This window comes from Dactylosporangium salmoneum (assembly GCF_039532525.1).
Lineage (GTDB): Bacteria > Actinomycetota > Actinomycetes > Mycobacteriales > Micromonosporaceae > Dactylosporangium > Dactylosporangium salmoneum.
Window position 1 is genome coordinate 96,636 of the sequence record NZ_BAAARV010000069.1, and the last position, 25,782, is coordinate 122,417.

Here is a 25,782-nt window from a genome sequence, read left to right on the forward strand (position 1 = left end):
AGCTACTCGGCGTTGGGTCCGGCGACCGGTGCGTCGTCGGACTCGCGGTGCACGTGGATGCACTCGCCGGGGCACTCCTTGGCGGCGTCGATGACCTCCAGCCGCAGGTGGGCGGGCACGCCGACCCTGCTTCCCGGTGCCATCTGCAGCTCGCCGTCGGGGCCCTTGACGTAGGCCAGGCCGTCGACGTCGAATTCGAAGACCTCCGGCGCGTACTGCACGCACAGCCCGTCGCCGGTGCACAGGTCCTGGTCGACCCAGACCTGCAGGGTGTCCTCGGAAGTCTCCACGCTCACGTTCACGACGCTACCCGACGCGCCCGCAACCGTGCAGGGGGCCGTGACCGACGCCGCACCGACGGCAAAAAGGGTGCTGGATAGGGGCCTGCGACCATCCCGGATTTGTAAACACCCTATGGCGCACGTGTTCGAGGGGGCCTGAACCGCCGATCAGCAGTTAGTGTTAGAGCACAACGTTCGAAGCCCCCGGGGAGGTGGGACGTGGCACGCAGCGACGACGCGGAGACGCGCGCCGCACGATGGGAGAAGGACGCCCACGATCTCTCCACGCAGGTCGCGTTTCTTCAGGAGGAACTCGCCCTGGTGCGGCGCAAGCTGACGGAAACACCGCGACACGTGCGACAGCTCGAGGAGCGGCTTGCCGCAGCACAGGCGCAGATTGCCCGGCTGACCGAAAACAATGAGCGGCTCGTGGCCACCCTCAAGGAGGCCCGCGCCCAGATCGTGACGCTGAAGGAGGAGGTTGACCGCCTGGCGCAGCCGCCGAGCGGTTACGGCGTCTTCCTCGCCCGCCATGACGACGGCACTGTCGACGTCTTCACCGGCGGGCGCAAGCTGCGCGTGGCAGTATCCCCGGCGATTGAGACCGAGGAGCTGCGCCGAGGGCAGGAGGTCCTGCTCAATGACGCCCTCAACATCGTCGACGCGCTCGGGTTCGAGCGGGCCGGCGAGGTCGTCATGCTGAAGGAGGTCCTCGAGGGCGGCGACCGCGCCCTCGTCGTCTCGCACGCCGACGAGGAACGGATCGTCCACCTGGCCCACACGCTCGCCGACCAGCCACTGCGGGCCGGCGACTCGCTCATGATCGAGCCGCGCTCGGCGTACGCGTACGAGCGCATCCCGAAGAGTGAGGTCGAGGAGCTGGTCCTGGAGGAGGTGCCCGACGTCGACTACACCGACATCGGTGGCCTGTCTCCGCAGATCGAGCAGATCCGCGACGCGGTGGAACTGCCGTTCCTGCACGCCGAGCTGTTCCGTGAGCACAAGCTGCGCCCGCCGAAGGGCGTGCTGCTCTACGGCCCGCCCGGCTGCGGCAAGACCCTCATCGCCAAGGCGGTGGCCAACTCGCTGGCCAAGAAGATCGCCGAGCGGCGCGGGGAGGAGCGGCAGACCAGCTACTTCCTGAACATCAAGGGTCCTGAGCTGCTCAACAAGTACGTCGGCGAGACCGAGCGGCACATCCGGCTGATCTTCCAGCGGGCTCGTGAGAAGGCCGGCGAGGGCACGCCGGTGATCGTGTTCTTCGACGAGATGGACTCCGTGTTCCGCACCCGCGGCTCCGGCGTCTCCTCCGACGTGGAGAACACGATCGTCCCTCAGCTGCTCAGCGAGATCGACGGCGTGGAGGGGCTGGAGAACGTCATCGTCATCGGCGCGTCCAACCGGGAAGACATGATCGACCCGGCGATCCTGCGCCCCGGCCGGCTCGACGTGAAGATCAAGATTGAGCGGCCGGACGCCGAGGCGGCCAAGGACATCTTCTCGAAGTACATCCTGACCGACGTACCGCTGCACAAGGACGACGTCGCCGAGCACGGCGAATCGCCCGAGGCGACGGTCGCGGCCATGATCGACGCGGTCGTGCTGCGGATGTACTCCGAGACGGAGGAGAACCGCTTCCTCGAGGTGACCTACGCCAACGGCGACAAGGAGGTCCTGTACTTCAAGGACTTCAACTCCGGTGCCATGATCCAGAACATCGTCGACCGGGCGAAGAAGATGGCCATCAAGGACTTCCTGTCCAGTGGCCAGAAGGGCGTGCGCCTCCAGCACCTGCTGGACTCGTGCGTCGACGAGTTCCGGGAGAACGAGGACCTGCCCAACACCACCAACCCCGACGACTGGGCCCGCATCTCCGGCAAGAAGGGCGAGCGCATCGTCTACATCCGCACGCTTGTCTCTGGGGGCAAGGGTGCGGAGGCCGGCCGGTCGATCGAGACCGCCACGAACACCGGCCAGTACCTGTAAACCAGATAAACCGGTACAAAAGCGACGAGCGGGCGGACGGCCGAACGGTCACCGCCCGCTCACGCTTTCTCGCAAAGTGGCCCGCCCGGTGTGGGCAGGGTGGCTCGCCATACGGCTAGGGTTGTGGGCATGAGTGTGCGGCGCGTGATGGGCACCGAGGTCGAGTACGGCGTGTCCGTGCCCGGCCAGCCGGGTGCAAACCCGATGGTCACGTCCTCCCAGGTGGTCAACGCCTACGGAGCGCGGCCCGAGCTCACCAAGGGCGGGCGCGCCCGGTGGGACTACGAGGAGGAGTCGCCCCTGCGCGACGCCCGGGGGTTCACCTACTCCGGCGCGCTCTACGACCCCGCCGAGGCACTGGCCGACGAGGATCTCGGGCTGGCCAACGTGATACTGACCAATGGCGCGCGCCTCTACGTCGACCACGCCCACCCGGAGTACTCCACGCCCGAGGTGACCAACCCGCGCGACGTGGTGCTGTGGGACAAGGCCGGCGAGCGGGTGATGGCGGAGGCCTCCCGGCGCGCCGCGACCATCCCGGGCACGCTGCCGATCCACCTGTACAAGAACAATACCGACAACAAGGGCGCCAGCTACGGCGCCCACGAGAACTACCTGATGCGCCGGCAGACCCCGTTCGCCGACATCGTCATGCACCTCACGCCGTTCTTCGTCACCCGGCAGATCGTCTGCGGCGCGGGCCGGGTCGGCCTCGGGCAGGACGGCTCCGCCCCGGGCTTCCAGCTCTCCCAGCGGGCCGACTTCTTCGAGGTCGAGGTCGGGCTGGAGACCACGCTGAAGCGGCCCATCATCAACACCCGCGACGAGCCGCACGCCGACGCCGACAAGTACCGGCGGCTGCACGTCATCATCGGCGACGCGAACCTGTCGGAGATCTCGACGTACCTCAAGGTCGGCACGACGTCGCTGGTCCTGGCCATGATCGAGGAGAAGGCGCTGCCCTCGGACCTGGGCATCGCCGACCCGGTCACCGAGCTCAAGTCGGTCAGCCACGACCCGTCGCTCAAGCACCTCATCCGGATGCGTGACGGGCGGCGGTTGTCCGCCCTGGACATCCAGTGGGCGTTCTACGAGCGCTGCCGGGCCTTTGTCGAGGACCGGCAGGGCGACGACGCCGACGAGATCACCCTCGACGTGCTCCAGCGCTGGGAGGACGCGCTGGACAAGCTCGGGCGCGACCCGATGCTGTGCGCGGGGGAGCTCGACTGGGTGGCCAAGCTGCGGCTGCTGGAGGGCTACCGGGAGCGCGAGTCGCTCGGCTGGTCCTCGCACAAGCTGCAGCTCGTCGACCTGCAGTACTCCGACGTCCGCCCGGAGAAGGGCCTGTACCAGCGGCTCGTCGCCCGCGGCTCGATGGCCACCCTCTTCACCGAGGAGGAGGTCCAGCGGGCCATCGTCGAGCCGCCGGACGACACCCGGGCCTACTTCCGCGGCCGCTGCCTGGCCAAGTACCCCGCCGAGGTGGTGGCGGCCAGCTGGGACTCGGTCATCTTCGACGTTGGCCGCGAGTCGCTCGTGCGGGTGCCGATGATGGAACCCGAGCGAGGGACCAAGAAGCACGTCGGCGCGCTGTTCGACAAGTGCCCGAGTGCGAAGGATCTGCTCGAAGCGATCACTTCCGGGTAAGTTCGATGCAGCGGTACGTATGGTGGTCCCCCCGAGGAGGATGAGTCATGGCTACGAGGGATACGGGCGGGCAGTCCCAGTCCGGGAAGTCCCGGCGCGACGAGGAAGAAGAGGTCGTCGCGGCCGAGGTCAATCCGGAGACCGCCGAACGGGTCGAGCAGCTGGGCGAGGACGTCGACGACCTCCTCGACGAGATCGACTCCGTGCTCGAGGAGAACGCCGAAGAGTTCGTCCGCGGATACGTGCAGAAGGGCGGCCAGTAGCCGCCGTCGCGACAGGCCGCCCGTCCGGGTTCCGGGCGGGCGGCCTGTTCGCCCACAGCGTTGTGGCGCGCCGCTTTCGGGACGCTCCAGCGCGTATTGTGGGGCCATCTCAGTCGATCACTGCAGACGTCAGTTGAGAAGGAGTTGCGTTGCCGACGGGTCTTGACCACTCAGGGCGCCTGCCCGCCGCGTATCACGCCGCCGGGACCTCGTCGTTCAGCGAGTTCCTCTCCGAGGTGGCACCCGAGATGCTGCCGGGCCGGCGGCCGCTCCCGCCCGGAATGGCGGCCGACGTGAGCGCACACGCCACGACCATCGTCGCGATCGGCTGCGCCGACGGCGTCCTCATGGGCGGCGACCGGCGGGCCACGATGGGCAACCTCATCGCCCAGCGCGACATCGAGAAGGTCTTCGCCGCCGACGCCTACTCGCTCGTCGGCATGGCCGGCACCGCCGGCTTCGGCCTGGAGATGATGCGGCTGTTCCAGGTCGAGCTGGAGCACTACGAGAAGATCGAGAGCAGCATGCTCTCGCTGGAGGGCAAGGCCAACCGGCTGGCCAGCATGGTGCGCAACAACCTCGGGGCCGCCATGCAGGGCCTCGCCGTGGTGCCGCTGTTCGCGGGCTTCGACCTCGACGCCAAGAGCGTCGACCAGGCCGGGCGCATCTTCAGCTTCGACGTGGCCGGTGGCGTCTACGAGGAGCGCGGCTACGACTCGATCGGTTCCGGCTCGCTCTTCGCGAAGTCGTCGCTCAAGAAGCGGTACCGCCCGGGCGTGACCACCGAGGAGGCGGTCAAGCTGGCGATCGAGGCGCTCTACGACGCGGCCGACGACGACACCGCGACCGGCGGCCCCGACCTGCTGCGTGGCATCTTCCCGGTGGTCATGACCGCCACGGTGGAGGGCACCCGCCGGTTCAGCGACGACGAGACCCGCGCCGTCGCCGAGCAGATCATCGCGGAGCGCCGCGAGAACCCCGGCTCCTGAGTCCTAGCAGTCCCGACCACCAGCAGAAGGAGAACTCGCCACCGTGGCCATGCAGTTCTACGCCTCGCCCGAGCAGATCATGCGGGACCGCTCGGAATACGCGCGCAAGGGCATCGCCCGTGGTCGCAGTGTCGTGGTGCTCAGCTACGAGGGCGGCGTGCTGTTCGTCGCCGAGAACCTGTCGACCGCGCTGCACAAGGTCAGCGAGATCTACGACCGGATCGGTTTCGCCGCCGTCGGCCGCTACCCCGAGTTCGAGAACCTCCGCTCGGCCGGGGTCCGTCTGGCCGACCTGCACGGGTACTCCTACGGCCGCCGCGACGTGACCGGCCGGCAGATCGCCAACGCCTACGCCCGCACCCTGGGCGCGATCTTCACCCAGGAGCAGAAGCCCTACGAGGTGGAGATCTGCGTCGCGGAGGCGGGGGCCACCTCGGCCGAGGACGAGCTGTACCGGATCACCTACGACGGCTCCGTCCAGGACGAGCCGGGCCTGGTCACCATGGGCGGGCAGTCCGACACCATCTCCGGCGCCGTGAAGAGCCGCCTGCGGCCCGACCAGACGCTCGCTGAGGCCCTGAAGCTGGCCGTCGAGGGTCTGGGCAGCGTCGGGGGCGAGGGCGGCCAGCCGCGCAAGCTGCAGGCCAACCAGCTGGAGGTCGCGGTCCTGGACCGCAACCGGCCGGGACGCACGTTCCGCCGGCTCACCGGGCTGGCCCTGACCGCGATCCTGGAGGACGCCTCGGCGGTCAAGTCCGCCGACGTGGAGGGCGGCCTCGAGGACAAGCCGCAGCCGCCGGCCTCGCCGAGCACCCCGGCCGACAACGCCTCGGGCGGCCCGGAAGAAGAGTAGTCCTCACAAAAGGGCCGGGTCGCTCGACCCGGCCCTTTTTTGCTGTGTGCTCAGGCGCGGATGATCGCCAGGAGCAGCACGACGAACGCGCGGCCCAGGTAGATCGACGCCTTGACGGGGGAGTTGCTCGGGGTGCCGGCCATCCGCGGGCGCATCGCCACCGGGATCTGGGTGATCTTGTACTTGTTGCGGGCCAGCCGGACCAGCACCTCGATGGTGTCGCCGAGGTACTCCGCCGGGTACCAGTTGGCGAAGAACTCGATCACCCGCCGGTTGCAGGCCCGGTGCCCCGACGTCGTGTCGGTGAGCCGGGTGCCGGCCATCGCGGACAGGACCGCCGAGAGCATCTTCATCGCCCACTTGCGCGGGCCACTGACCGAGTAGCCGCCCTCGCCGGCAAACCGGGCGCCGATGACCAGGTCGTTCTCGTCCAGGGCGTCGACGAGCTTCGGGATGTACCGCGGGTCGTGCTGCCCGTCCGCGTCGACCTGGATGGCCACGTCGTAGCCGTGGTCGCGGGCGTAGCGGTAGCCGGTGCGCATCGCGCCGCCCACGCCGAGGTTGAACGGCAGCCGGGCCACGATCGCCCCGGCCGAGGCGGCCTTGGCGGCGGTGTCGTCGGTGGAGCCGTCGTCGACGACGATGATGTCCACGCCGGGCAGCTCGCCGTGCACCTCGCGCACGACGTCGGCGATCGACCCGGACTCGTTCCAGGCCGGGATGATGATGAGGACCCGCTTACCGTTGATCATCCGGGCCCACCTCCTGGGGCGAGAGGGATTCGTGGGTCTCGTGGGTTGCGAGCTCCTGCGGGCGGGGGCGGCCCAGCTCGCTGCGCAGCAGCGCCAGGTCCTCGGCCAGCGTCCGGGTCTCCTCCTCGAGCCGGCTGACCTCCCAGCTCAGGTGCACCGTCACCAGCAGCAGGAACACGATGCCGAAGAACATCACCAGGCTCACGCCGGAGGCGATGCCGACGAGCTTCGCGATCTTGTCGATGATGACGGGGAAGATCGCCAGCGGCACCATGAGGATGCCGACCGCGAGCCACAGAATGGCGTACTTCTCCTGGAGCTGCCGCCTCCGCAGCAGCTCGATCATGAAGGCCAGGACGGCGATCGCCGTGATGACCGTGACGATGGTGAGCTTCAACGCGGGGCCTCGTCTGCTCGGGTAGCGAACGCCGGGTCGGCGAGCGCTGCGGTCAGCATGTCATGCCACGGACGCATCGGCGCCAGCCCCGCCGCCGCCCAGCGCGCGTGCCCGAGCACGCTGTAGGAGGGGCGGGGCGCCGGGCGCTTGTACGCCTCGCTGGTGGTGCGGCGGACCCGGGCCGGGTCGTGGCCGGCGCCGGCGAAGACCGCCTCGGCCAGCCCGTGCCAAGAGGTCTGGCCCGCGGCCGTGCCGTGGTAGACGCCGGCCGGCGCGCCGCTGTCGGCCAGGGCGACCAGCCGCTCGGCCAGATCCCGCGACCACGTCGGCTGGCCGACCTGGTCGTCGACCACGTCGACGAACTCGCGCTCGCCGGCCAGGCGCAGCATCGTGGTCACGAAGTTCTTGCCGTGCGCGCCGTAGAGCCAGGCGGTGCGCACCACGTAGCCGGTCGTGGGCAGCGTGTCGAGCACCGCCCGCTCGCCGGCCAGCTTGCTGCGCCCGTAGGCGTTGATCGGCGCCGTCGGGGCGTCCTCCGCGTACGGCGCCTCGGCGTCGCCGGGGAAGACGTAGTCGGTGGAGACGTGCAGCAGGCGGGCGCCGGTGGCCGCGCAGGCGGTGGCGAGCGCGGCGACGCCGGTGCCGTTCACCGCGGTCGCGCCGGCCTCGTCCGACTCGGCGCGGTCGACGTCGGTCCAGGCGGCCGCGTTGAGCACCACGTCGTGCCCCTCGACCAGGTCGCGGACCTTCGCCGTGTCCGTGATGTCCAGTTCGCCGCGGGTGGCCGCGGTGACGTCCCGGCCGGCCAGCACGTCGAGCAGGTCGTGGCCGAGCATGCCGCCGGCCCCGGTCACCAGGTAGCGGGTCACGGTCAGTGGCCCAGCGCCGCGCGGGCCTTGAGCGGCTCCCACCAGGCCCGATTCTCCTTGTACCAGGCCACCGTCTCGGCGATGCCCTGTTCGAAGGTGATCTGGGGGGTGTAGCCGAGCTCGTTGCGGATCTTCTCGATCGACAGCGAGTACCGCCGGTCGTGGCCCTTGCGGTCCTCGACGTAGCGCACCGAGGAGTCCCAGTCCCGCCCGGTCGCGTCCAGCAGCACCTCGGTCAGCTCGCGGTTGGTGAGCTCCCGGCCGCCGCCGATGTTGTAGACCTCGCCGGAGCGGCCCTTCTCCAGCGCCAGCTGAATCCCGGCGCAGTGGTCGGACACGTGCAGCCAGTCGCGGATGTTGCCGCCGTCGCCGTACAGCGGCACGGTCGCCCCATCGATGAGATTGGTCACGAACAGCGGGATGACCTTCTCGGGGAACTGGTAGTGCCCGTAGTTGTTCGAGCAGCGGGTCACCACCACCTCCATGCCGTGGGTGCGGTGGTAGGCCAGGGCGAGCAGGTCGGAGCCGGCCTTGGAGGCCGAGTACGGCGAGTTCGGCGCCAGCGGCCACTCCTCCGTCCAGGAACCCTCCTGGATCGAGCCGTACACCTCATCGGTCGACACGTGCAGGAAGCGCCCGACCCCGGCCGCCCGGGCCGCGTCGAGCAGCACCTGGGTGCCGAGCACGTTGGTGGTCACGAACGGGCCCGCGCCCAGGATCGAGCGGTCGACGTGCGACTCCGCGGCGAAGTGCACGACCGCGTCGTGGCCCGGCATGAGCTCGCCGACGAGGCCGGCGTCGCAGATGTCGCCCTCCACGAACGTGAGCGCAGGGTCACCGTCGACGGGGGCGAGGTTCTCCCGGTTTCCCGAATAGGTGAGTTTGTCGAGGACGGTCACGGCTGCACCGGCGTACGCGGGATAGCCGCCGCTGAGCAGGGTGCGCACGTAATGCGAGCCGATGAAACCGGCACCGCCGGTGACGAGGATTCTCACGGGTTCGGGAGTCTAGTGCAACCAAGTCACGGCCGGGTCGACCCCGCATGGCCACAGCCCGTAAGGTGACCGGGTGCGTGGCATCATCCTCGCCGGTGGGACCGGCTCGCGTCTGTGGCCCTTGACCAAGGCCGTGTCGAAGCAGCTGATGCCGGTCTTCGACAAGCCAATGATTTACTACCCGCTCACCACGCTGGTGATGGCGGGCATCACCGAGATCCTGGTGATCACCACTCCTGAGGACTCCGACCAGTTCGAGCGGCTGCTCGGCGACGGCTCCCAATGGGGCCTGCGGATCAGCTACGCCACCCAGCCCCGCCCCGAGGGCCTGGCGCAGGCGTTCATCATCGGCGCCGAGTTCATCGGCGACGACAGCGTGGCCCTGGTGCTCGGCGACAACATCTTCCACGGCGCCGCGCTCGGCCAGCGCCTCTCCGACAACGCCGACGTCAAGGGCGGCCGGGTCTTCGCCTACCCGGTGGCCAACCCGCAGGACTACGGCGTCGTGGAGTTCGCCCCCGACGGCCGGGTGCTGTCGATCGAGGAGAAGCCGGTCCGGCCCAAGTCGCGCTACGCGGTCCCCGGGTTGTACTTCTACGACAACCGCGTCGTGCAGATCGCCCGCGAGCTCAAGCCGAGCGACCGGGGCGAGCTGGAGATCACCGCGGTGAACGCGGCGTATCTGGAGCGCGACGAGCTGCACGTGGTCGTGCTGGACCGCGGCACCGCGTGGCTGGACACCGGTACGTTCAACACGATGGTGCAGGCGGCCGAGTTCGTGCGCGTGATCGAGGAGCGGCAGGGCTTCAAGATCGGGTGCGTGGAAGAGGTGAGCTGGCGGGCCGGGCTGATCTCCGACGACGAACTGCGGGCGCTGGCCGAGCCGCTGCGCAAGAGTGGCTACGGGGACTACCTGCTGCACCTGCTGGACTGGAAGAACTGACCACCGGGTCGCGCTCGACGCACCCGCCACCACGACCGACACGCTACGGAGCCAGCACGTGAAGATCCGACAGCTCTCGATCGGCGGCGCCTGGGAGATCACCCCCGTGCTGCACGGGGACCCCCGCGGCCTGTTCACCGAGTTCTACCGCTTCGACCACCTGGCCGCCGAGGTGGGTCACCCGCTGCGGCTGGCGCAGGGCAACCTGTCCGTCTCGGCGCGCGGGGTGGTGCGCGGCATCCACTTCGCCGACGTGCCGCCGGGGCAGGCGAAGTACGTCATGTGCACCCGCGGGGCCGTGCTCGACGTGATCGTGGACATCCGGGTCGGATCCCCGACATTCGGCCGCTGGGAGGGCGTGCAGCTCGACGACGTCGACCGGCGCGCGGTGTACCTCTCCGAGGGCCTCGGGCACGGGTTCTGCGCCCTCAGCGACGACGCCACCCTGACGTACCTGGTCTCCGAGACGTACAACCCGACGGGTGAGCACGGCATCCACCCGCTCGACCCGGACCTGGCCATCGCGTGGCCCGCCGAGGAGCCGCAGCTGTCGGCCCGCGACGCCGCCGCGCCGACCCTGGCCCAGCTGCGCGAGGAGGGGCGGCTGCCCGACTACTCCACCTGCCAGGGGTATACCGAAAGTCTCCGGTCCCAATAGGTTCGAAAGCGGCCTCAGGCGGCTAATGTCTGTACATGGACCGGCGAATTTTCGGCCTTGAGACCGAATACGGGGTCACGTGCACCTACCGGGGGCAGCGCCGCCTGTCCCCGGACGAGGTCGCCCGCTATCTGTTCCGGCGCGTCGTGTCGTGGGGCCGTTCCAGCAACGTCTTCCTGCGCAATGGCGCGCGCCTCTACCTGGATGTGGGCTCCCACCCGGAATACGCCACCCCCGAATGCGACTCGGTGCCCGATCTGGTCGTCCACGACCGGGCCGGCGAGCGCATCCTCGAGGGCCTGCTCGTCGATGCCGAGCGGCGCCTGCACGACGAGGGCATCGCGGGAGAGATCTACCTGTTCAAGAACAACACCGACTCCGCCGGGAACTCGTACGGCTGCCACGAGAACTACCTCGTCAGCCGGCACGGCGAGTTCGGCCGTCTGGCCGACATCCTCATCCCGTTCCTGGTCACCCGCCAGCTGATCTGCGGCGCCGGCAAGGTGCTGCAGACCCCGCGCGGCGCCGTGTACTGCCTCTCGCAGCGCGCCGAGCACATCTGGGAGGGCGTGTCGTCGGCGACCACCCGGTCCCGTCCGATCATCAACACCCGCGACGAGCCGCACGCCGACGCCGAGCGCTACCGGCGCCTGCACGTCATCGTCGGCGACTCGAACATGAACGAGGTCACCACGCTGCTCAAGGTCGGCACCGCCGACATCGTGCTGCGCATGATCGAGGCCGGCGTGGCCATGCGGGACCTCTCGCTGGAGAACCCGATCCGCGCCATCCGCGAGGTGTCCCACGACATCACCGGCCGCCGCCGGGTCCGCCTGGCCAGCGGCAAGGAGATCTCGGCCCTGGAGATCCAGCAGGAGTACTTCGACAAGGCCACCGAGTTCCTGGACCGCCGCGGCGCCGACGCCGCCACCAAGCGGGTCATGGACCTGTGGGGCCGGGTCCTGAACGCCGTCGAGACGGGCAACCACAAGGACGTCGAGCGCGAGGTCGACTGGGTGACCAAGCTCGGCCTGATCGAGCGCTACCAGGCCAAGCACGACCTGCCGCTGTCCCACCCGCGGGTGGCCCAGATGGACCTGGCCTACCACGACCTGCGCCGCGGCCGGGGCCTCTACGGCCTGCTGGAGAAGCGCGGCCAGGTCGACCGGGTCGCCACCGACCTGGAGATCTTCGAGGCCAAGGAGACCCCGCCGCAGACCACCCGGGCCCGCCTGCGGGGCGAGTTCATCCGTCACGCCCAGGAGCGCCGCCGCGACTTCACCGTCGACTGGGTGCACCTGAAGCTCAACGACCAGGCCCAGCGCACCGTCCTGTGCAAGGACCCGTTCCGCGCCTACGACGAGCGCGTCGACCGCCTGATCGCGAGTATGTGACGCACGAGGCTGAGGGGGGCTAGGCTGACCGGCGCTATGTATGACGCACCGGACCAGCCGCCCCCGAAGCCGAAGAAGCTCGACGCCGACTTCAACCCGGACCGCCCCGCGAAGAGCCGCCAGGGCCGGCGGCTGCAGCGCATCCGCGAGGAGATCGAGCGCAACCGGACCGAAGGTCCGAAGTACCCGACCTGGCTGCTGGCCTCGGTGCTGATCGTCATCGTCGCGGCCTTCGTCCTGATCGTGATCTACGCATGAGGCCCGCGGCCGGGCTCCTCGCGGGGGCGGTCCTCCTCCTGCTCGCCGCCTGCACCGACGACGGCGCCCAGCACCAGCCGTTGCCGGCCGCCCCGGCCGCCAGCGAGGCCTCCCACCAGCCGCTGGCCTCGCCCACCCTCCCGCCGGTGGTCAACTCCGACGGCTGCCAGGGCCTGATCTCCGCCGCCCAGGTCCAGCAGGCCACCGGCCTGCCGGTCGGCGCCAGCCAGGGCGACGGCGCCGCCGCGGCCGCCCAGTACGGCCAGGCCGCCCAGACCCTCGGCCTGGACGCCCACGCCCGGATGTGCCCCTTCGGCAGCGCGGCCGGCGACCAGGTCACGGTCGTCGCCCTGACCTTCGCCGACGCGGGCCAGGCCCAGAAGCTGTGGACGACGATCGCGTCCCTGGAGGCCGTGGGCGGCGTCGGCGAGGCGGCACTGAGCGACAAGTCCAAGACGCTGCTCGCCCGCCGCGGCAAGGCCATCGTCGCCGTCTACATGGTGGCCGCCGCCAACCCCGGCGCCGACCACCTCTCGCAGCTGCGCTCGGTCGCCAGCGCCGCCCTCGCGAAGGCCTGACGCCGATCTAGCCGGCGGTTGCCGCGTGCCGGCCCGCGGCGGCGGCGGACAGGAAGTAGGCCTCGTCCTCGGCCAGGCCGCGGCCCATCGTCGAGAGCTTCGTCGGCAGGGCGGTCAGCGCCGCCAGCAGGTCGCGGGACGGCACCTCGACCAGGGTGTGCGGCGGGCACAGGGCGGCCAGCGCCTCCCGGACCTCGCCGGACAGCGGCTCGGACAGGTCGGAGGGCATGACCAGGTCGGCGGGGGCCAGGGCGACGCGCCCGAAGGCGGTCACGCTGTGGTGCGACACGCCGCGGTGGCGCGGGCGCGGGTCGGCGTCCGAGATGCGCGGTGCGGCGATCGGGCGCCCGCCCAGCGCGGCCACCGCGTTGACCGCCTCGCCGGCCGCGACCCCCGAGAAGCCCCAGCTCGTGCCGGTGCCCAGGTTGCCCGGGCCCTGGGTGACGACGGCCAGGTCGGCGCGCAGGCCGTGGCGGGCGGCGAGCAGGCCGCTGTGGACGTTTGTCGACTCCAGGTCGCCGCCGAAGGCCTGGCCGGTGGTGACCGTGCCGGCCAGCAGCGGGCGAAGGGCGTCCAGGGTGCGGGAGAACCAGGCCGGCAGGGCGCCGCCGTCGGTCATCACGTAGGCGATGCGGGCGTCCGGGCGGGCGGCCAGGGCGCCGGCGACCACGGCGGGGAGGGCCGAGTGCAGGTCGGCCACGACCACCGGCATGGCCTCGAGGTCGGTGGCGCCGGCCAGGGCGCCGCGCAGGGGAGAGGCCTCCTCGTCGGCGGCCAGGACGATCGCCTGCAGCGGGGTGTACCGCGCCTTGACGACGTGGCCCGGGACGTCGGCGTCCTCGGGGAGCCGGTCCGGGATCGCCACGACGAGGGCGTAGCCGCCGGTGCCGAGCCCCAGCGCGAGGGCGTTGAGGTTGAGCAGCACGCGATCGCCCGGCTCGGGGGTGCCTACGAGCCGGGGGTAGGCGAGTGCCCGTACCGTCGCCGGGTCCTCTGCTCTTCTCGACTCGACCGTCACCTCGAGCTCGAGGCTCCCGCGCCACTCGCGGCGGGCCTCGACGACGGTTCCCCAGCGCCAGCGGATCACGGCGCATACCGTAACGCAGCGACACTGTGCGCTTTCGTGGTGACCGTGGGTCGCACTCCGCGTGGGCGGCGCAGAACAGGCGTTCGGGCTGGTAGGTTCGCTGCGTGTCGCGGACCCGAACCGAGCGCCTGGTCAATCTGGTGATCTGCCTGCTCGCTACGCGCCGCTTCCTGACCGCCGAACAGATCGCCGCGATCGTGCCCGGATACGAGCACGATCCGAACGACGAGCGCGACCACGAGGCGTTCCAGCGCAAGTTCGAGCGGGACAAGTCCGAGCTGCGCGAGCTCGGCGTGCCGCTGGAGATGGGCACCGCCAGCATCTTCGACAACGAGCAGGGCTACCGCATCGCGCGCCGCGAGTATGCGCTGCCCGACATCCCGCTCGCGCCCGACGAGGCGGCGGCGGTCGGCATCGCGGCCCGCCTGTGGCAGCAGACCGGCCTGGCCGCGGCGGCGTCCTCGGGGCTGGCCAAGCTGCGCGCCGGCGGGATCGACGTCGACCCGCACGCCACGCTCGGGGTGGAGGCCGTGGTCACCGTCGACCCCGCGTTCGAGCCGCTGACCGCGGCGGTGCGGGACCGGCAGGCGGTCACGTTCTCCTACGAGGTGCCCGAGCGCGACAGCGCCGGCGTGCGGCGGCTGCAGCCGTGGGGCGTGGTGTGCTGGCGGGGCCGGTGGTACGTCGTGGGTCACGACCTCGACCGCGACGCCGAGCGCTGCTTCCGGCTGTCCCGGATCGTCAGCGGGGTGCGCCGGATCGGCCGGCGCGGCGCCTACGAGCCGCCGAAGGTGGACCTGATCGGCCGGGTGGCCCGGTCCAGCGGGCCGGTCGAGCGCACCGGGCGGGCGACGGTGCTGATCCGCCCCGGCAAGGCCGCGGGGGTACGGCGCTGGGCCGAACGCTGCGTCAGCGGCCCCGACGGCGACCGGCTCACCCTGAGCTACGCCGACGCCGACCAGTTCGCGGCCTGGCTGGTGGGGTACGGCGCGGACGTCGTCGTGCTCGACCCGCCCGAGGTGCGCGAGCACATGGTGCGCCGCCTGCGCGCGGTCGCCGCCGCCTACGAGCCGGTGGAGAAGGTGCTCGCGTGACGACGTCGGCGGACCGGCTGGGCCGGATGCTCAACCTGGTGCCCTACCTGCAGGCCCGCCCCGGGATCACGCTCGCCGAGGCCGCCGCCGACCAGGGGATCACCGAGCGGCAGCTGCGCGAGGATCTCGAACTGCTGTGGATGTGCGGGCTGCCGGGGTACGGCCCGGGCGACCTCATCGACATGGCATTCGTCGGCGACAGCGTCACCCTGACGTACGACGCGGGAATCGACCGCCCGCTGCGCCTCACGCCCGACGAGGCGCTCGCCCTCATCGTCGCGCTGCGGATGCTCGCCGAGACGCCGGGCGTCACCGCGGGCGACGGCGTGCACCGGGCGCTGGCGAAGATCGAGCACGCGGCCGGCGACCTGGCCGACGCGCCGGTGGCGGTGCGGCTGCCCGGCAACACCGACCGGCTCGAGGAGCTGCGCGGGGCCGTGGACCGGCGGCGGGCGCTGCGGATCACGTACTACACGGCGACCCGCGACGAGACCACCGAGCGGGTGGTCGACCCCATGCGGGTCCTCGTCGTCGGCCGGTGGGCCTACCTGGAGGCCTGGTGCCGGCGCGCCGAGGCGGTCCGGCTGTTCCGCATCGACCGCATCGACGCCTCCACCGAGCTCGACGAGCCGGCCCGGGTGCCGCAGCAGGCTCAGCCGACCGACACCCGCCGCGGGAGCCTGTTCACGCCGACCCCGAACCTGCCCCTCGTCACGCTGCGGGTGGGCCGGGGCGCGCGGTGGATCACCGAGCAGTACCCCTGCGAAGAGGTCGTCCGCGGTCCCGGCGAGCACTGGACGGTATCGCTGCGCGCCTCCGACCTCGACTGGGCCCGCCGGTTCGTGCTCGGGCTCGGCGCCGAGGTCACCGTCGTGGCCCCCGCGCAGCTCGCCGCGTCGGTCGCCGCCGAGGCGCTGGCGGCGCTGGACGCCTACGTGCATTAAGGTCGTTCACGTGTTGTGGTGGATCTCGGGCGGCATCGTCCTGCTCGCGCTCATCGTCCTGGTCGGGGTGGTCCTGAGCGTCATGGGCCGGATGCGCGCGTTCGACAACGCCGCCCGGGCCATGCAGGCCCGCCTGGTCGACGGGCAGCGGCGGGTCGAGCCGCGCGTCGCGGCGCTGCAGCAGACGGTCGAGGCCATGCTGCCGCAGCTGGAAGCCATGCAGGCCCAGGCCGTCGCGCGTGCGCAGGCACGGGCCGAAGTCGAGAACAGTTAACAATCCTGCCGGATCAACCGGGCAAAGTGCACCTTTGTCCGGACGGATAGTTGACGATCGGGCAGGGCCCCGGCAACACTCGTCAGGACTTCAGCGGCCGGACTCCATCCCGCAAACCCCGGCCACTGCCCTCACCCACCTGTGGTCAGTACGATGGGTGCGGCAGCTCGAATACAGTGAGGTGGCTTCACATGGGTGCAGTTAGGCCGTGGCACATCATCGTTCTGGTGGTGGTGCTGATCCTGCTGTTCGGCGCGAAGCGCTTGCCTGATGCGGCACGCTCGCTCGGCCGCTCGATGCGGATCATCAAGGCCGAGACCAAGGGTCTGGCCGACGACGACGTGGACGCCAAGGCCGAGGCGCAGTCGGGCCGGGCGCCGCTCAGCGGCACGATCGCCGACAACCAGCCGTCGCCGAAGCCGCAGGTCGACCCGGTCGATCACGCGCGCGAGCGCTGAGGCGCGCTCGGGTCGTGAGCATCCTCGCACGGCGGCGTGACAAGCAGCCGTCGAACTTTGAGCGCGCCGCAGATGGCTCCATGACCCTCTTGGAGCATCTGCGGGAACTGCGCACGAGGCTCTTCCGGGCATCCATCGCGATCGTGCTCGGCATGATCGTCGGATACCTGCTGCACACCTGGATCCTGCAGATCCTCCAGGACCCCTACTGCCAGATCTCGCTGAAGAACGCGACCGCGGCGAACAACGGTGTCCTGCCCCAGGGCTGGCGGTGCGAGTTCGTGGCCCTGAAGGTCACCGACCCGCTGCTGCTGACGCTGAAGATCTCGCTGTGGTCGGGGCTGATCGTCTCGTCGCCGTTCTGGATGTACCAGCTGTGGGCCTTCGTTGCCCCGGGCCTGCACCGCAGCGAGCGCCGGTGGGCCTACGTGTTCGCCGGTCTCGCCGCGCCGCTGTTCGCGGCCGGCGCGGTGCTCGCGTTCATCGTGGTCTCGAAGGGCCTCGAGTTCCTGATCAGCTTCATCAACCCGAACACGTCGATCATGCTCGAGGCGATGGCGTACGTCGACTTCGTCACCGGCATGATGCTCGTGTTCGGCGTGGCCTTCGAGTTCCCGCTAGGGATCATGCTGGCCAACATCGCCGGCATCGCCAGCGGCAAGCGCCTGCTCGGCTGGTGGCGCATCGCGGTCTTCATCTTCTTCGTCTTCGCCGCCATCGCCACCCCGACGGCCGACCCGTTCGGCATGACGTTCCTGGCGCTGTGCATGTCGCTGCTGTACTTCGGGGCAGTGGCCTTCGCGCTGGTCAACGACAAGCGACGGGGCCGCAACCGCCCGTCCTTCGCGAACATCGGCGACGACGAGGTCTCCTCGCTCGACGACTACGACGTCGAGCCGGTCGAGGCGGCCAGCCCGATCGACGGGTACGACCCGATCGACGCGCCCACCCCGGTGGCCTCGCCGACGGCGGTCGAGCGCCCGCGGCCGCTGGACAGCCGCTACGACGACGTCACGTAGTCAACGGTTCGAACGCAGCGCCCCGGTGGTCATAGGCCCCGGGGCGCTGAACGTTTACAGTCTGCGCCGTGAACATCGCATTACTCGCCAACCCCACCGCCGGCAAGGGCCGGCGGGCCTCGCTGCTGCCCGCGGTCGTGGAGCGGCTCGGGGTGGGCGGGGCGGCGGTGACCGTGCTGTCCGGCGGCAGCGCCGCGGAGGTGCGGGCCGAGGCGCATCGGGCCGTCGAGGACGGGTGCGACGCGCTGGTGGCCATGGGCGGCGACGGGACCGTGCACCTCGGGCTGCAGGCAGTGGCCGGGCGCCCGGTGCCCTTCGGGATCGTGCCGGCCGGCACCGGCAACGACTTCGCGGTGCGGCTCGGCCTGCCCGCCTCGCCGGTGGCCGCGGCCGGCGTGGTCGCCGACGCGCTGCGGGACGGCACCCGCCGGTCGATCGACCTGGCCCGGCTGGAGGGGGCCGACGGGACCGGCGCGTGGTTCGGCGCGGTGCTCGCCGCCGGGTTCGACGCCTTCGTCAACGAGCGGGCCAACCGCATCCGGTGGCCGCGCGGGCCGCAGCGGTACAACCGCGCGATCGTGGAGGAACTGCTGGCGTTGAGGCCGCGGCGGTACCGCATGAGCCTCGACGGCAACCCGGCCGAGTTCGACTCCGTCCTCGTGGCGGTGGGCAACACGGAGAGCTACGGCGGGGGCTTCCGCATCCTGCCGGGCGCCGACCCGGCCGACGGGCTGCTCGACGTCGTGGTGGCCGAGCCGCTGGGCCGCCTGACCCTGATGCGCCTGCGCCCGAAGGTCCTGAAGGGCACCCACGTCCACGACCGCCGCGTCCGCACGATGCGCGCGAGGACGGTCGAGCTGGCCGCGGACGGCGTGACGGCCTACGCGGACGGCGAGCGGATCTGCCCCCTGCCCGTGACGATCACCTGCGTGCCGGGCGCACTGACCCTGCTCGGCTGATCGGTGCGAGGGGCTTCCGGGTCGCGCAGGGTGCGGAACATGAGCAGGCTCAGGGCCGGCATGACGATCAGCGGCGTGAGGGCGGTCCTGAGCGATGTCGCGTCGGCCATCGCGCCGATGACCGGGCTGGCGAGGCCGCCGATGCTCACGGTCAGGCCCAGGGTGATGCCGCTGGCGGTGCCGACCTTGGTGGGCAGGTAGTCCTGCCCGAGGGTGACCTGCAGCGAGAACGGCACGTACAGGCCCGCGGACGTCAGCGCCACGAAGAGGTAGACGGCGGGCCCGGGCACCCACACCACGCCGGCAATCGCGACGACGGTGACCGCGTAGGACCAGCGGGAGACCGCCACCCTGCCCCAGCGGGCGGCCGCGGCACCACCCAGCACCGAGCCGACCACCCCGCCGAGGTAGAGCACGAACAGCGCGGCGGTGCCCGCGGCCGAGCTTCCACCCGTCCGCTGCTGGACGTACAGGGAGATGAACGTGCTGAGACCGACGAACGCGATCGACCGGAACACCACCGCCAGCGTCAGCCGCACGAACGACGGGACGTCGTCGCGCCCGACCGGCGCCGGGGCACCGCTGTCGGCCCTCTTGCGCTTCGACAGCGCGCGCAGCACGGGCAGGGCCATCGCGGTGCCGGCGAGGGCCGGCACGACCAGCAGCGGCGTCCACCGCAGCCCCCCGGCGGCGGCGACCGCGGCGACCATCAGCGGCGCCAGCGCGAAGCCGACGTTGCCGCCGGTGGCGAAGTACGCCATGGCGGTGTGACTGCCTGCGCTGGCCTCGCGGGCGATGCGCGCCGACTCGGGGTGGTAGGCGGCCACACCGAGGCCGGAGATCGCCACGAACACCAGGGTGAGGGCGTAGTTGCCGCTCAGCCCGCTCAGCGCGATGCCCACCCCGCCGAGCAGCGTGCTGACCGGCAGCAGCCACGGCATCGCCCAGCGGTCGGTGAGTGCGCCGAACGCCGGCTGCGCGACCGAGGACAGCAACGACGCGGCGAGCACGATGCCGGACGCCGCCGCGTACGTGTAGGCGCGCTCGGCGACGAACAAGGGCACCAGGGCCGCGACGGTGCCCTGGTAGACGTCCACGCAGGCGTGCCCGACGGACAGCAGCGTGATGGAGGTTCTTCTGCGCACCGACCGATGGTTCCAACTCACCATCGTGTCCGGCTTCCGATATTCTGACAACCAATGGAGGAAATCCGCCACGAGCCGGTGGCGCCCACGCGTGCCCAATGGCTCGCGGCGGGCGGTGCGATCGACGCCCACCGCCACGACGATCACCAGATCATCTATGCCGCCCGCGGGGTGCTTTCCGTGACGACCGGCGAGGGGTCCTGGGTCGCCCCGGGCACTCGCGCCATCTGGGTGCCGGCCGGCACCGTGCACGCCCACCGCGCCTACGGCGACCTGGAGCTGCACCTGGTGGGGCTGCCCGCCGGCAACAACCCGCTCGGCCTGCAGACCCCGGCCGTCCTGTCGGTCGGCCCGCTGTTACGCGAGCTGATCATCGAGTACACCCGCACGGCCGGCGAGCAGAGCGCGCAACGCCACCGGCTGCGCGCCGTGCTGCTCGACCAGTTGCGCGCCTCTCCCCAGCAGCCCCAGCACGTGCCGGCCCCCACCGAGCCGCTGCTGCGCACCGTGTGCGCGTTGCTGCGGGCCGACCCGGGCGACAACCGGACCCTCGCCGACCTCGGCCGGGAGGTCGGCGCCAGCGACCGCACCCTGTCCCGGCTGTTCCGCCGCGACCTCGGCATGACCTTCCCGCAATGGCGGACCCAGCTGCGCCTGCACCACGCGCTGATCCTGCTCGCCGACAAGACCCCGGTGACCTCGGTGGCCCATCAATGCGGCTGGTCATCGGCCAGCGTGTTCATCGACGTGTTCCGCCGCACCTTCGGACACACCCCGGGCACATACCCGCCGAGCTGACGCCCCCAGCGAGACGAAAAGCCGGGCGCAATGCCCGGCTTTTCGGCGAAAAGTCCGATTCAGGCGGCGTTGTGGATGCGGACCTTGACGCCGCTGCCGGAGCGCTCGGTCGAGACGTCGGACTGGTCGACCCCGTCCGGCAGCGAGAAGCTCTTGCTGAACGAGCTCGAGCTGGACGACGAGGACGAGAAGTGGCCGCCCTGGAAGTCCTGGCTCTCCGAGGTACTGCTGCCGCTCTGGCCCTTGATCGTCAGGCGGCCGCCGGAGACCTGGACGTCGACGTCGGACGGGTTCACGCCCTCGACCGTGATGACGAGGTCGTCGCCGTCGCGGGCGGTCGTGACCGACGCGCCGTGGGCGTGGGACGCGGCGTTGCCGAGGTCCTGCTCCAGGCGGGCCAGGGCGTTGTGGGGATCCCAGCGGTTCAAGGGCATGACGTACCTCCGCAGCGAGAAATCGTGTCGTCTGGTTGCACTGTCGTCGCGGGGAATCGGCGCGACAAGCGCAGAGCCGGTGTTGCGACACTGATTCCCGCGACCGCGCAGTTTGACACGTGCCGCTAGACGAGCCGCAGCACCGCGCCGAGGCCGTGGATTTTGCCGGGTTCACTCTCCGGGAGGACGAGGACGCTGCAGCCGGCCGCCGCGGCGCCGGCGTCGGCCGGGGTGTCGCCGACCATGAGCGCGCGCTCGGGGTCGACCTTCAGGGCCGCGCAGGCCCGCCAGAAGATGGCCGGGTCGGGCTTGGTCCGGCCGACCTCGTAGGAGAGCACGAACTCGTCGACGAGGTCGGCGAAGCCGAGCTCGGTGGCCAGGGCCCGCAGGTCGAAGCCGATGTTGCTGACCACCGCCACGGGGACGCCGGCCGCGCGCAGGGCCCGCAGGGTGGGCACGGTGTCGGCGTAGAGCTCCCACCCGTCGGCGATCAGGAGCCGGTCGTACAGCGCCGTGGCCAGCGACTCGTCGACGGTCGCGGCGAGCCCGGTGAAGCAGGCCCGGTGCGCGGGGACGGAGAGGTCCCGGTCGGACCACACCTCGGACAGGTGCGGCGGCACGCGGTGGGGCTTCGGCCCGCCGGCCCGCCCGGCGGTGGTGAGCCGGTCGGCCAGGACGGTCGCCTTGCCGCGGTCCAGGGTCGTGCCGACGCTCTGCGCGGCGAGGGTGACCCAGCGCACGGGGTCCTCCACCTGCGCGAGCGTGCCGTGGAAGTCCAGCAGCACCGCCTCAATCGGTCGTCGGGAAGTGAGTGCGTCATCGCTTTCCGGCACGCCAGCACGATACCTAGGAGCGGATCCGTGCCTGCTTCGCCTAGCCTTGGGGGCGTGAGCGGCACCGAGGACCCCGAGCTGAGCCCCGCAGACCGCTACCAGGCGGCCCGTGAGCGCGCCCAGGACACCGCCCGGCATCCGGCCCTGTCCGGGTTCGCCGACGCGCTCGAGTTCGAGCTGGACCCGTTCCAGGCCGAGGCCTGCGAGGCCCTGGAGCGCGGCTCCGGCGTGCTCGTGTGCGCGCCCACCGGCGCCGGCAAGACCGTCGTCGGCGAGTTCGCCGTGCACCTCGCGCTGCGGCAGGGGCGCAAGTGTTTCTACACGACGCCGATCAAGGCGCTGTCCAACCAGAAGTACAACGACCTGGTGCAGCGCCACGGGGCGGAGAAGGTCGGGCTGCTCACCGGCGACAACGCGATCAACGGCGAGGCGCCCGTGGTGGTCATGACCACCGAGGTGCTGCGCAACATGCTGTACGCCGGATCGTCCTCCCTGCAGGGCCTGTCCTACGTGGTCATGGACGAGGTGCACTACCTCGCCGACCGGTTCCGCGGCGCGGTGTGGGAGGAGGTGATCATCCACCTGCCCGAGTCGGTGACCCTGGTGTCGCTGTCGGCGACCGTGTCCAACGCCGAGGAGTTCGCCGACTGGCTCGTCACCGTGCGGGGCGAGACGTCGGTCGTGGTGAGCGAGCACCGGCCGGTGCCGCTGTGGCAGCACATGCTCGTGGGCAAGCGGATGTTCGACCTGTTCCACGACGCCGAGGCCGCGCAGAAGCACGACGTGCACCCCGAGCTGCTGCGCTACCACCGCGAGATGCTCCGCCGGGTGGAGCTGGCCGGCGGCGACCTGCGCCGGGGCAAGCGGGGCCGCTGGACCGGGCCGTACCGACCGGAGATCGTCGAGCGGCTCGACCGCGAGGGCCTGCTGCCGGCGATCATGTTCATCTTCAGCCGGGCCGGCTGCGACGCCGCCGTGCAGCAGTGCCTGGCCGCCGGCCTGCGCCTCACCGGGCCGGACGAGCGGGCCGAGATCCGCACCATCGTCGAGGAGCGCACCAAGCACATCCCGAGCGAGGACCTGCAGGTGCTCGGGTACTGGGAGTGGCTCGACGGCCTCGAGCGCGGCCTCGCCGCCCACCACGCCGGCATGCTGCCCGCGTTCAAGGAGGTCGTCGAGGAGCTGTTCGTCCGCGGCCTGGTCAAGGCCGTCTTCGCCACCGAGACCCTCGCGCTGGGCATCAACATGCCGGCCCGGTGCGTGGTGCTGGAGCGGCTGGTCAAGTACAACGGCGAGGCCCACGTCGACCTGACGCCGGGGGAGTACACCCAGCTGACCGGCCGGGCCGGGCGCCGCGGCATCGACGTCGAGGGGCACGCGGTCGTGGTCTGGGCGCCCGAGGTCGACCCTCGCCACGTCGCCGGGCTCGCCTCCACCCGCACCTACCCGCTCAAGTCCAGCTTCCGCCCGTCGTACAACATGGCGGTCAACCTCGTCGGCAGCGTCGGCTTCACGGAGGCCCGCGAACTGCTGGAGAGCTCGTTCGCGCAGTTCCAGGCCGACCGGTCGGTGGTGGGGCTGGCCCGCCAGGTGCAGCGCAACACCGAGACCATCGCGACGTACGGCGGCGAGATGGCCTGCCACCTCGGGGACTTCGCGGAGTACTTCGGCATCCGCGTCGCCATCGCCGAGCGCGAGAAGGCGATCGCCCGGCAGGGCGTGCAGCAGCGCCGCGCGGCCGCCCTGGAGTCGCTCGAGCGGCTGCGCTCCGGCGACGTGATCCGGGTGCCCGCCGGGCGCCGCTCCGGCCTGGCCATCGTCATCGACCCGGGCACCGGCGGCTTCGGCGAGCCCCGCCCGCTCGTGCTCACCGAGGACCGCTGGGCCGGGCGGATCTCCGGCGCCGACTTCACCGCCCCGGTCGAGCCGATCGGCCGGGTCCGGGTGCCGCGGCAGTTCAACTACCGCTCGGCCCAGGACCGCCGCGACCTCGCCGCCCAGCTGCGCCGCATGGAGGCGCCGCCGGCCGAGCGCGGCAAGGGGGGCCGGGCCCGCAACAGCGCCGCCGCCGACGACCACGAGCTCGACACGCTGCGCGCCTCGCTGCGCCGCCACCCCTGCCACCGCTGCCCCGAGCGCGAGGAGCACGCCCGCTGGGCCGAGCGGAGCTGGCGCCTGGAGCGTGACACGGAGGGCCTGCGCGGCAAGGTGGCCAGCCGGACCGGCTCGCTGGCGCGCACCTTCGACCGGGTCTGCGGCCTGCTCACCGACCGCGGCTACCTGACCGACGAGGGCGGGGTCAGCGACGCCGGCCGGATGCTCGCCCGGATCTGGTCGGAGACCGACCTGCTCGTGGCGGAGTGCCTGCGCCGCGGGGTGTGGGACAAGCTCGGCCCGGCCGAGCTGGCCGCCGCGGTCAGCGTGCTGGTCTACGAGGCCCGCCGAGAAGCCGAGGACCGGGCTTCGGTACCGCGGGGAGAAGTCACCGACGCCATCGACGCCACGCTGCAGCTCTGGGCCGACCTCCGCGAGGACGAGGACTCCCGCGGGCTGCAGATGACCCGCGAGCTCGACCTGGGGTTCGTCTGGCCGGTGTACCGCTGGGCCCGCGGCGAGTCGCTCACCAAGGTCCTCGGCAGCGTCCACGGCCTCGAGGGCGACATGCCGGCCGGCGACTTCGTGCGCTGGTCGCGCCAGGTGCTCGACCTGCTCGGCCAGCTCGCCGACGCCTCCGGGGCGCCCGAGCCGGTCCGGCGCACCGCCCGCCTGGCGATGGCCGCCATCACCCGCGGTGTGCTCGCATACAGCGTCATGGCTTGATCACGCACCGATTTTTTCCGTTCGTGCGGGTGATGCGGATTAGAAAAAATCGTTCGGATCCGCAATGATGCTCACGCCGGTGCATTGGTTGGAGGAGACTCGTGGGTCAGCTGCACCATTTCACGTATGGCGCGATCACCCCGATCTTCGCCTACGCCATGTCGTTCCTGGGCTCCCTGCTCGGCCTCGTGAGCACCGCCCGGGCCCGTGCCGCCCAGGACACCCGCCGCCGCGCCTGGCTGCTCGTGCTCGCCGCCTGGGCGATCGGCGGCACCGGCATCTGGGTCATGCACTTCATGGCCATGGTCGGCTTCAGCGTGCAGGACAGCCCGCTGCGCTTCGACGTGCCGACCACCGTGGCGAGCTTCTTCATCGCCGTCGTGACCGTCGGCGTCGGCCTGTTCATCGTGGGCCTGGGTAAGCCGAAGATCTGGAAGGTCCTCGTCGGCGGCCCGATCACCGGCGTGTCCGTCGCCTTCATGCACTACACCGGCATGGCGGCGATGAACATCAACGGCAAGTTCGAGTACAAGCCGTCGCTGTACATCGCCTCCTACGCGATCGCCGTCGTCGCCGCCACCGTCGCCCTCTGGTTCACGCTGGTCGTGCGCGGCATCGCGGCCACCGTCGCCGCCGCGGCGGTCATGGGCGTCGCGGTCTGCGGCATGCACTACACCGGCATGTACGCGATGCAGGTCCACCTCGACCACGACATCAAGACCGTCCCCGGCGTCGACGTCAACTGGTTCCTCGCCCCGATCGTCCTCTTCGTCCTGGTCGTGGTCATCGCCCTGGCCAGCGCCGTGATGGCCGTGCCGTCGGAGCGCGAGCAGGCCGAGGCGGAGGCCGTGCGGGAGAAGATCGCCGCCGGCCAGGCCCTGCGCGCCACTGCCGGCCCGGTCTTCGGCGGCGGCTCCAACAGCGGCGTCACCCCGCCGCCGCCGGCCGCCCCCGGCAAGACCGGCCAGGCGTTCGCGGCCCGGGCCGCCAACGGCATCGCCGACGCCCGCCGCCAGCGCGGCCGGTGACGTTCACGAATCTTTCAAGGCCGCGG

The 25,782-nt window shown here is 71.2% G+C and carries 28 protein-coding genes; 19 read left to right on the top strand and 9 right to left on the bottom strand.

Annotated features, from left to right (window positions below; all coding sequences use genetic code 11):
• Positions 1–2: 2 nt before the first annotated feature.
• A complete protein-coding gene (locus ABD352_RS35475) occupies positions 3–290 on the bottom strand; it encodes a ferredoxin (protein WP_344616973.1) in 288 nt (95 codons plus the stop codon).
• A gap of 210 nt (positions 291–500) precedes the next feature.
• On the opposite strand from ABD352_RS35475, the gene arc reads away from it, so the two are divergent.
• The 5 genes from arc to prcA all read left to right on the top strand — a co-directional run bounded on the left by arc (position 501) and on the right by prcA (position 6,019).
• Entirely contained in the window at positions 501–2,267 is a 1,767-nt protein-coding gene (gene arc / locus ABD352_RS35480; RefSeq protein WP_344616916.1) for a proteasome ATPase, read from the top strand.
• A gap of 129 nt (positions 2,268–2,396) precedes the next feature.
• Positions 2,397–3,914, top strand: a complete 1,518-nt coding sequence (dop, locus tag ABD352_RS35485; RefSeq protein WP_344616917.1) for a depupylase/deamidase Dop — start codon at positions 2,397–2,399, stop codon at positions 3,912–3,914.
• A 47-nt stretch (positions 3,915–3,961) separates the two neighbouring features.
• Entirely contained in the window at positions 3,962–4,177 is a 216-nt protein-coding gene (locus ABD352_RS35490; RefSeq protein WP_344616918.1) for a ubiquitin-like protein Pup, read from the top strand.
• A gap of 149 nt (positions 4,178–4,326) precedes the next feature.
• On the top strand, positions 4,327–5,166 hold the full coding sequence (prcB, locus tag ABD352_RS35495; RefSeq protein WP_344616919.1) for a proteasome subunit beta: 840 nt from the start codon (positions 4,327–4,329) through the stop codon (positions 5,164–5,166).
• 43 nt (positions 5,167–5,209) lie between these two features.
• Positions 5,210–6,019: a proteasome subunit alpha gene (gene prcA / locus ABD352_RS35500; protein WP_344616920.1), complete on the top strand. Its 810-nt coding sequence runs from the start codon at positions 5,210–5,212 to the stop codon at positions 6,017–6,019.
• A 50-nt stretch (positions 6,020–6,069) separates the two neighbouring features.
• Here prcA and ABD352_RS35505 read toward each other — a convergent pair whose 3' ends face one another.
• Genes ABD352_RS35505 through rfbB form a run of 4 tightly spaced genes read right to left on the bottom strand, consistent with a single transcriptional unit; the run spans position 6,070 to position 9,032 of the window.
• Entirely contained in the window at positions 6,070–6,771 is a 702-nt protein-coding gene (locus tag ABD352_RS35505) for a glycosyltransferase family 2 protein (RefSeq protein ID WP_344616921.1), read from the bottom strand.
• Positions 6,758–7,168, bottom strand: coding sequence for a DUF2304 domain-containing protein (locus ABD352_RS35510; RefSeq protein WP_344616922.1), 411 nt, complete (start codon positions 7,166–7,168; stop codon positions 6,758–6,760). The genes ABD352_RS35505 and ABD352_RS35510 overlap by 14 nt, the downstream gene beginning before the upstream one ends.
• Complete coding sequence (gene rfbD, locus ABD352_RS35515; RefSeq protein ID WP_344616923.1) at positions 7,165–8,037, bottom strand: dTDP-4-dehydrorhamnose reductase; 873 nt, start codon at positions 8,035–8,037, stop codon at positions 7,165–7,167. Before rfbD ends, ABD352_RS35510 begins: the two co-directional genes overlap by 4 nt.
• 2 nt (positions 8,038–8,039) lie before the next feature.
• Positions 8,040–9,032: a dTDP-glucose 4,6-dehydratase gene (gene rfbB / locus ABD352_RS35520; RefSeq protein WP_344616924.1), complete on the bottom strand. Its 993-nt coding sequence runs from the start codon at positions 9,030–9,032 to the stop codon at positions 8,040–8,042.
• 73 nt (positions 9,033–9,105) lie between these two features.
• Between rfbB and rfbA the strand changes: the two genes are divergently transcribed.
• Genes rfbA through ABD352_RS35545 form a run of 5 tightly spaced genes read left to right on the top strand, consistent with a single transcriptional unit; the run spans position 9,106 to position 12,863 of the window.
• Complete coding sequence (rfbA, locus tag ABD352_RS35525; RefSeq protein ID WP_344616925.1) at positions 9,106–9,975, top strand: glucose-1-phosphate thymidylyltransferase RfbA; 870 nt, start codon at positions 9,106–9,108, stop codon at positions 9,973–9,975.
• Between the two features lie 58 nt (positions 9,976–10,033).
• Positions 10,034–10,633: a dTDP-4-dehydrorhamnose 3,5-epimerase family protein gene (locus tag ABD352_RS35530; RefSeq protein WP_344616926.1), complete on the top strand. Its 600-nt coding sequence runs from the start codon at positions 10,034–10,036 to the stop codon at positions 10,631–10,633.
• A gap of 35 nt (positions 10,634–10,668) precedes the next feature.
• Entirely contained in the window at positions 10,669–12,027 is a 1,359-nt protein-coding gene (pafA, locus tag ABD352_RS35535; protein WP_344616927.1) for a Pup--protein ligase, read from the top strand.
• 36 nt (positions 12,028–12,063) lie between these two features.
• Entirely contained in the window at positions 12,064–12,285 is a 222-nt protein-coding gene (locus ABD352_RS35540) for a hypothetical protein (RefSeq protein WP_344616928.1), read from the top strand.
• Entirely contained in the window at positions 12,282–12,863 is a 582-nt protein-coding gene (locus ABD352_RS35545) for a hypothetical protein (protein WP_344616929.1), read from the top strand. The genes ABD352_RS35540 and ABD352_RS35545 overlap by 4 nt, the downstream gene beginning before the upstream one ends.
• A 7-nt stretch (positions 12,864–12,870) precedes the next feature.
• On the opposite strand, the gene ABD352_RS35550 is transcribed toward ABD352_RS35545, so the two are convergent.
• On the bottom strand, positions 12,871–13,950 hold the full coding sequence (locus ABD352_RS35550; RefSeq protein ID WP_344616930.1) for a DUF3866 family protein: 1,080 nt from the start codon (positions 13,948–13,950) through the stop codon (positions 12,871–12,873).
• 104 nt (positions 13,951–14,054) lie between these two features.
• On the opposite strand from ABD352_RS35550, the gene ABD352_RS35555 reads away from it, so the two are divergent.
• The 6 genes from ABD352_RS35555 to ABD352_RS35580 all read left to right on the top strand — a co-directional run bounded on the left by ABD352_RS35555 (position 14,055) and on the right by ABD352_RS35580 (position 18,698).
• Entirely contained in the window at positions 14,055–15,044 is a 990-nt protein-coding gene (locus tag ABD352_RS35555; RefSeq protein WP_344616931.1) for a helix-turn-helix transcriptional regulator, read from the top strand.
• Positions 15,041–15,988 carry a helix-turn-helix transcriptional regulator gene (locus tag ABD352_RS35560; RefSeq protein ID WP_344616932.1) on the top strand — a complete coding sequence of 316 codons (948 nt, stop codon included), beginning with the start codon at positions 15,041–15,043 and terminating at the stop codon, positions 15,986–15,988. The genes ABD352_RS35555 and ABD352_RS35560 overlap by 4 nt, the downstream gene beginning before the upstream one ends.
• Before the next feature lie 10 nt (positions 15,989–15,998).
• Positions 15,999–16,262, top strand: coding sequence for a hypothetical protein (locus ABD352_RS35565; RefSeq protein ID WP_344616933.1), 264 nt, complete (start codon positions 15,999–16,001; stop codon positions 16,260–16,262).
• A 191-nt stretch (positions 16,263–16,453) separates the two neighbouring features.
• The gene (gene tatA / locus ABD352_RS35570) at positions 16,454–16,720 is read left to right on the top strand and encodes a Sec-independent protein translocase subunit TatA (protein ID WP_344616934.1); all 267 of its coding nucleotides are present in this window, start codon (positions 16,454–16,456) and stop codon (positions 16,718–16,720) included.
• 80 nt (positions 16,721–16,800) lie between these two features.
• On the top strand, positions 16,801–17,739 hold the full coding sequence (gene tatC, locus ABD352_RS35575; protein WP_344616935.1) for a twin-arginine translocase subunit TatC: 939 nt from the start codon (positions 16,801–16,803) through the stop codon (positions 17,737–17,739).
• Between the two features lie 68 nt (positions 17,740–17,807).
• Positions 17,808–18,698, top strand: coding sequence for a diacylglycerol kinase (locus ABD352_RS35580; protein WP_344616936.1), 891 nt, complete (start codon positions 17,808–17,810; stop codon positions 18,696–18,698).
• On the opposite strand, the gene ABD352_RS35585 is transcribed toward ABD352_RS35580, so the two are convergent.
• The gene (locus ABD352_RS35585; RefSeq protein WP_344616937.1) at positions 18,620–19,843 is read right to left on the bottom strand and encodes an MFS transporter; all 1,224 of its coding nucleotides are present in this window, start codon (positions 19,841–19,843) and stop codon (positions 18,620–18,622) included. The two genes, ABD352_RS35580 and ABD352_RS35585, sit on opposite strands and share 79 nt — an antisense overlap.
• A gap of 54 nt (positions 19,844–19,897) precedes the next feature.
• Between ABD352_RS35585 and ABD352_RS35590 the strand changes: the two genes are divergently transcribed.
• Positions 19,898–20,641: an AraC family transcriptional regulator gene (locus ABD352_RS35590; protein WP_344616938.1), complete on the top strand. Its 744-nt coding sequence runs from the start codon at positions 19,898–19,900 to the stop codon at positions 20,639–20,641.
• Between the two features lie 59 nt (positions 20,642–20,700).
• On the opposite strand, the gene ABD352_RS35595 is transcribed toward ABD352_RS35590, so the two are convergent.
• The gene (locus ABD352_RS35595) at positions 20,701–21,075 is read right to left on the bottom strand and encodes an Hsp20 family protein (RefSeq protein WP_344616939.1); all 375 of its coding nucleotides are present in this window, start codon (positions 21,073–21,075) and stop codon (positions 20,701–20,703) included.
• A gap of 125 nt (positions 21,076–21,200) precedes the next feature.
• Complete coding sequence (locus tag ABD352_RS35600) at positions 21,201–21,908, bottom strand: HAD family hydrolase (RefSeq protein ID WP_344616940.1); 708 nt, start codon at positions 21,906–21,908, stop codon at positions 21,201–21,203.
• A gap of 54 nt (positions 21,909–21,962) precedes the next feature.
• Between ABD352_RS35600 and ABD352_RS35605 the strand changes: the two genes are divergently transcribed.
• Positions 21,963–24,728 (top strand): DEAD/DEAH box helicase, encoded by a 2,766-nt coding sequence (locus ABD352_RS35605; protein ID WP_344616941.1) that lies wholly within the window; start codon positions 21,963–21,965, stop codon positions 24,726–24,728.
• 101 nt (positions 24,729–24,829) lie between these two features.
• Complete coding sequence (locus ABD352_RS35610) at positions 24,830–25,756, top strand: MHYT domain-containing protein (protein ID WP_344616942.1); 927 nt, start codon at positions 24,830–24,832, stop codon at positions 25,754–25,756.
• Positions 25,757–25,782: the final 26 nt, after the last annotated feature.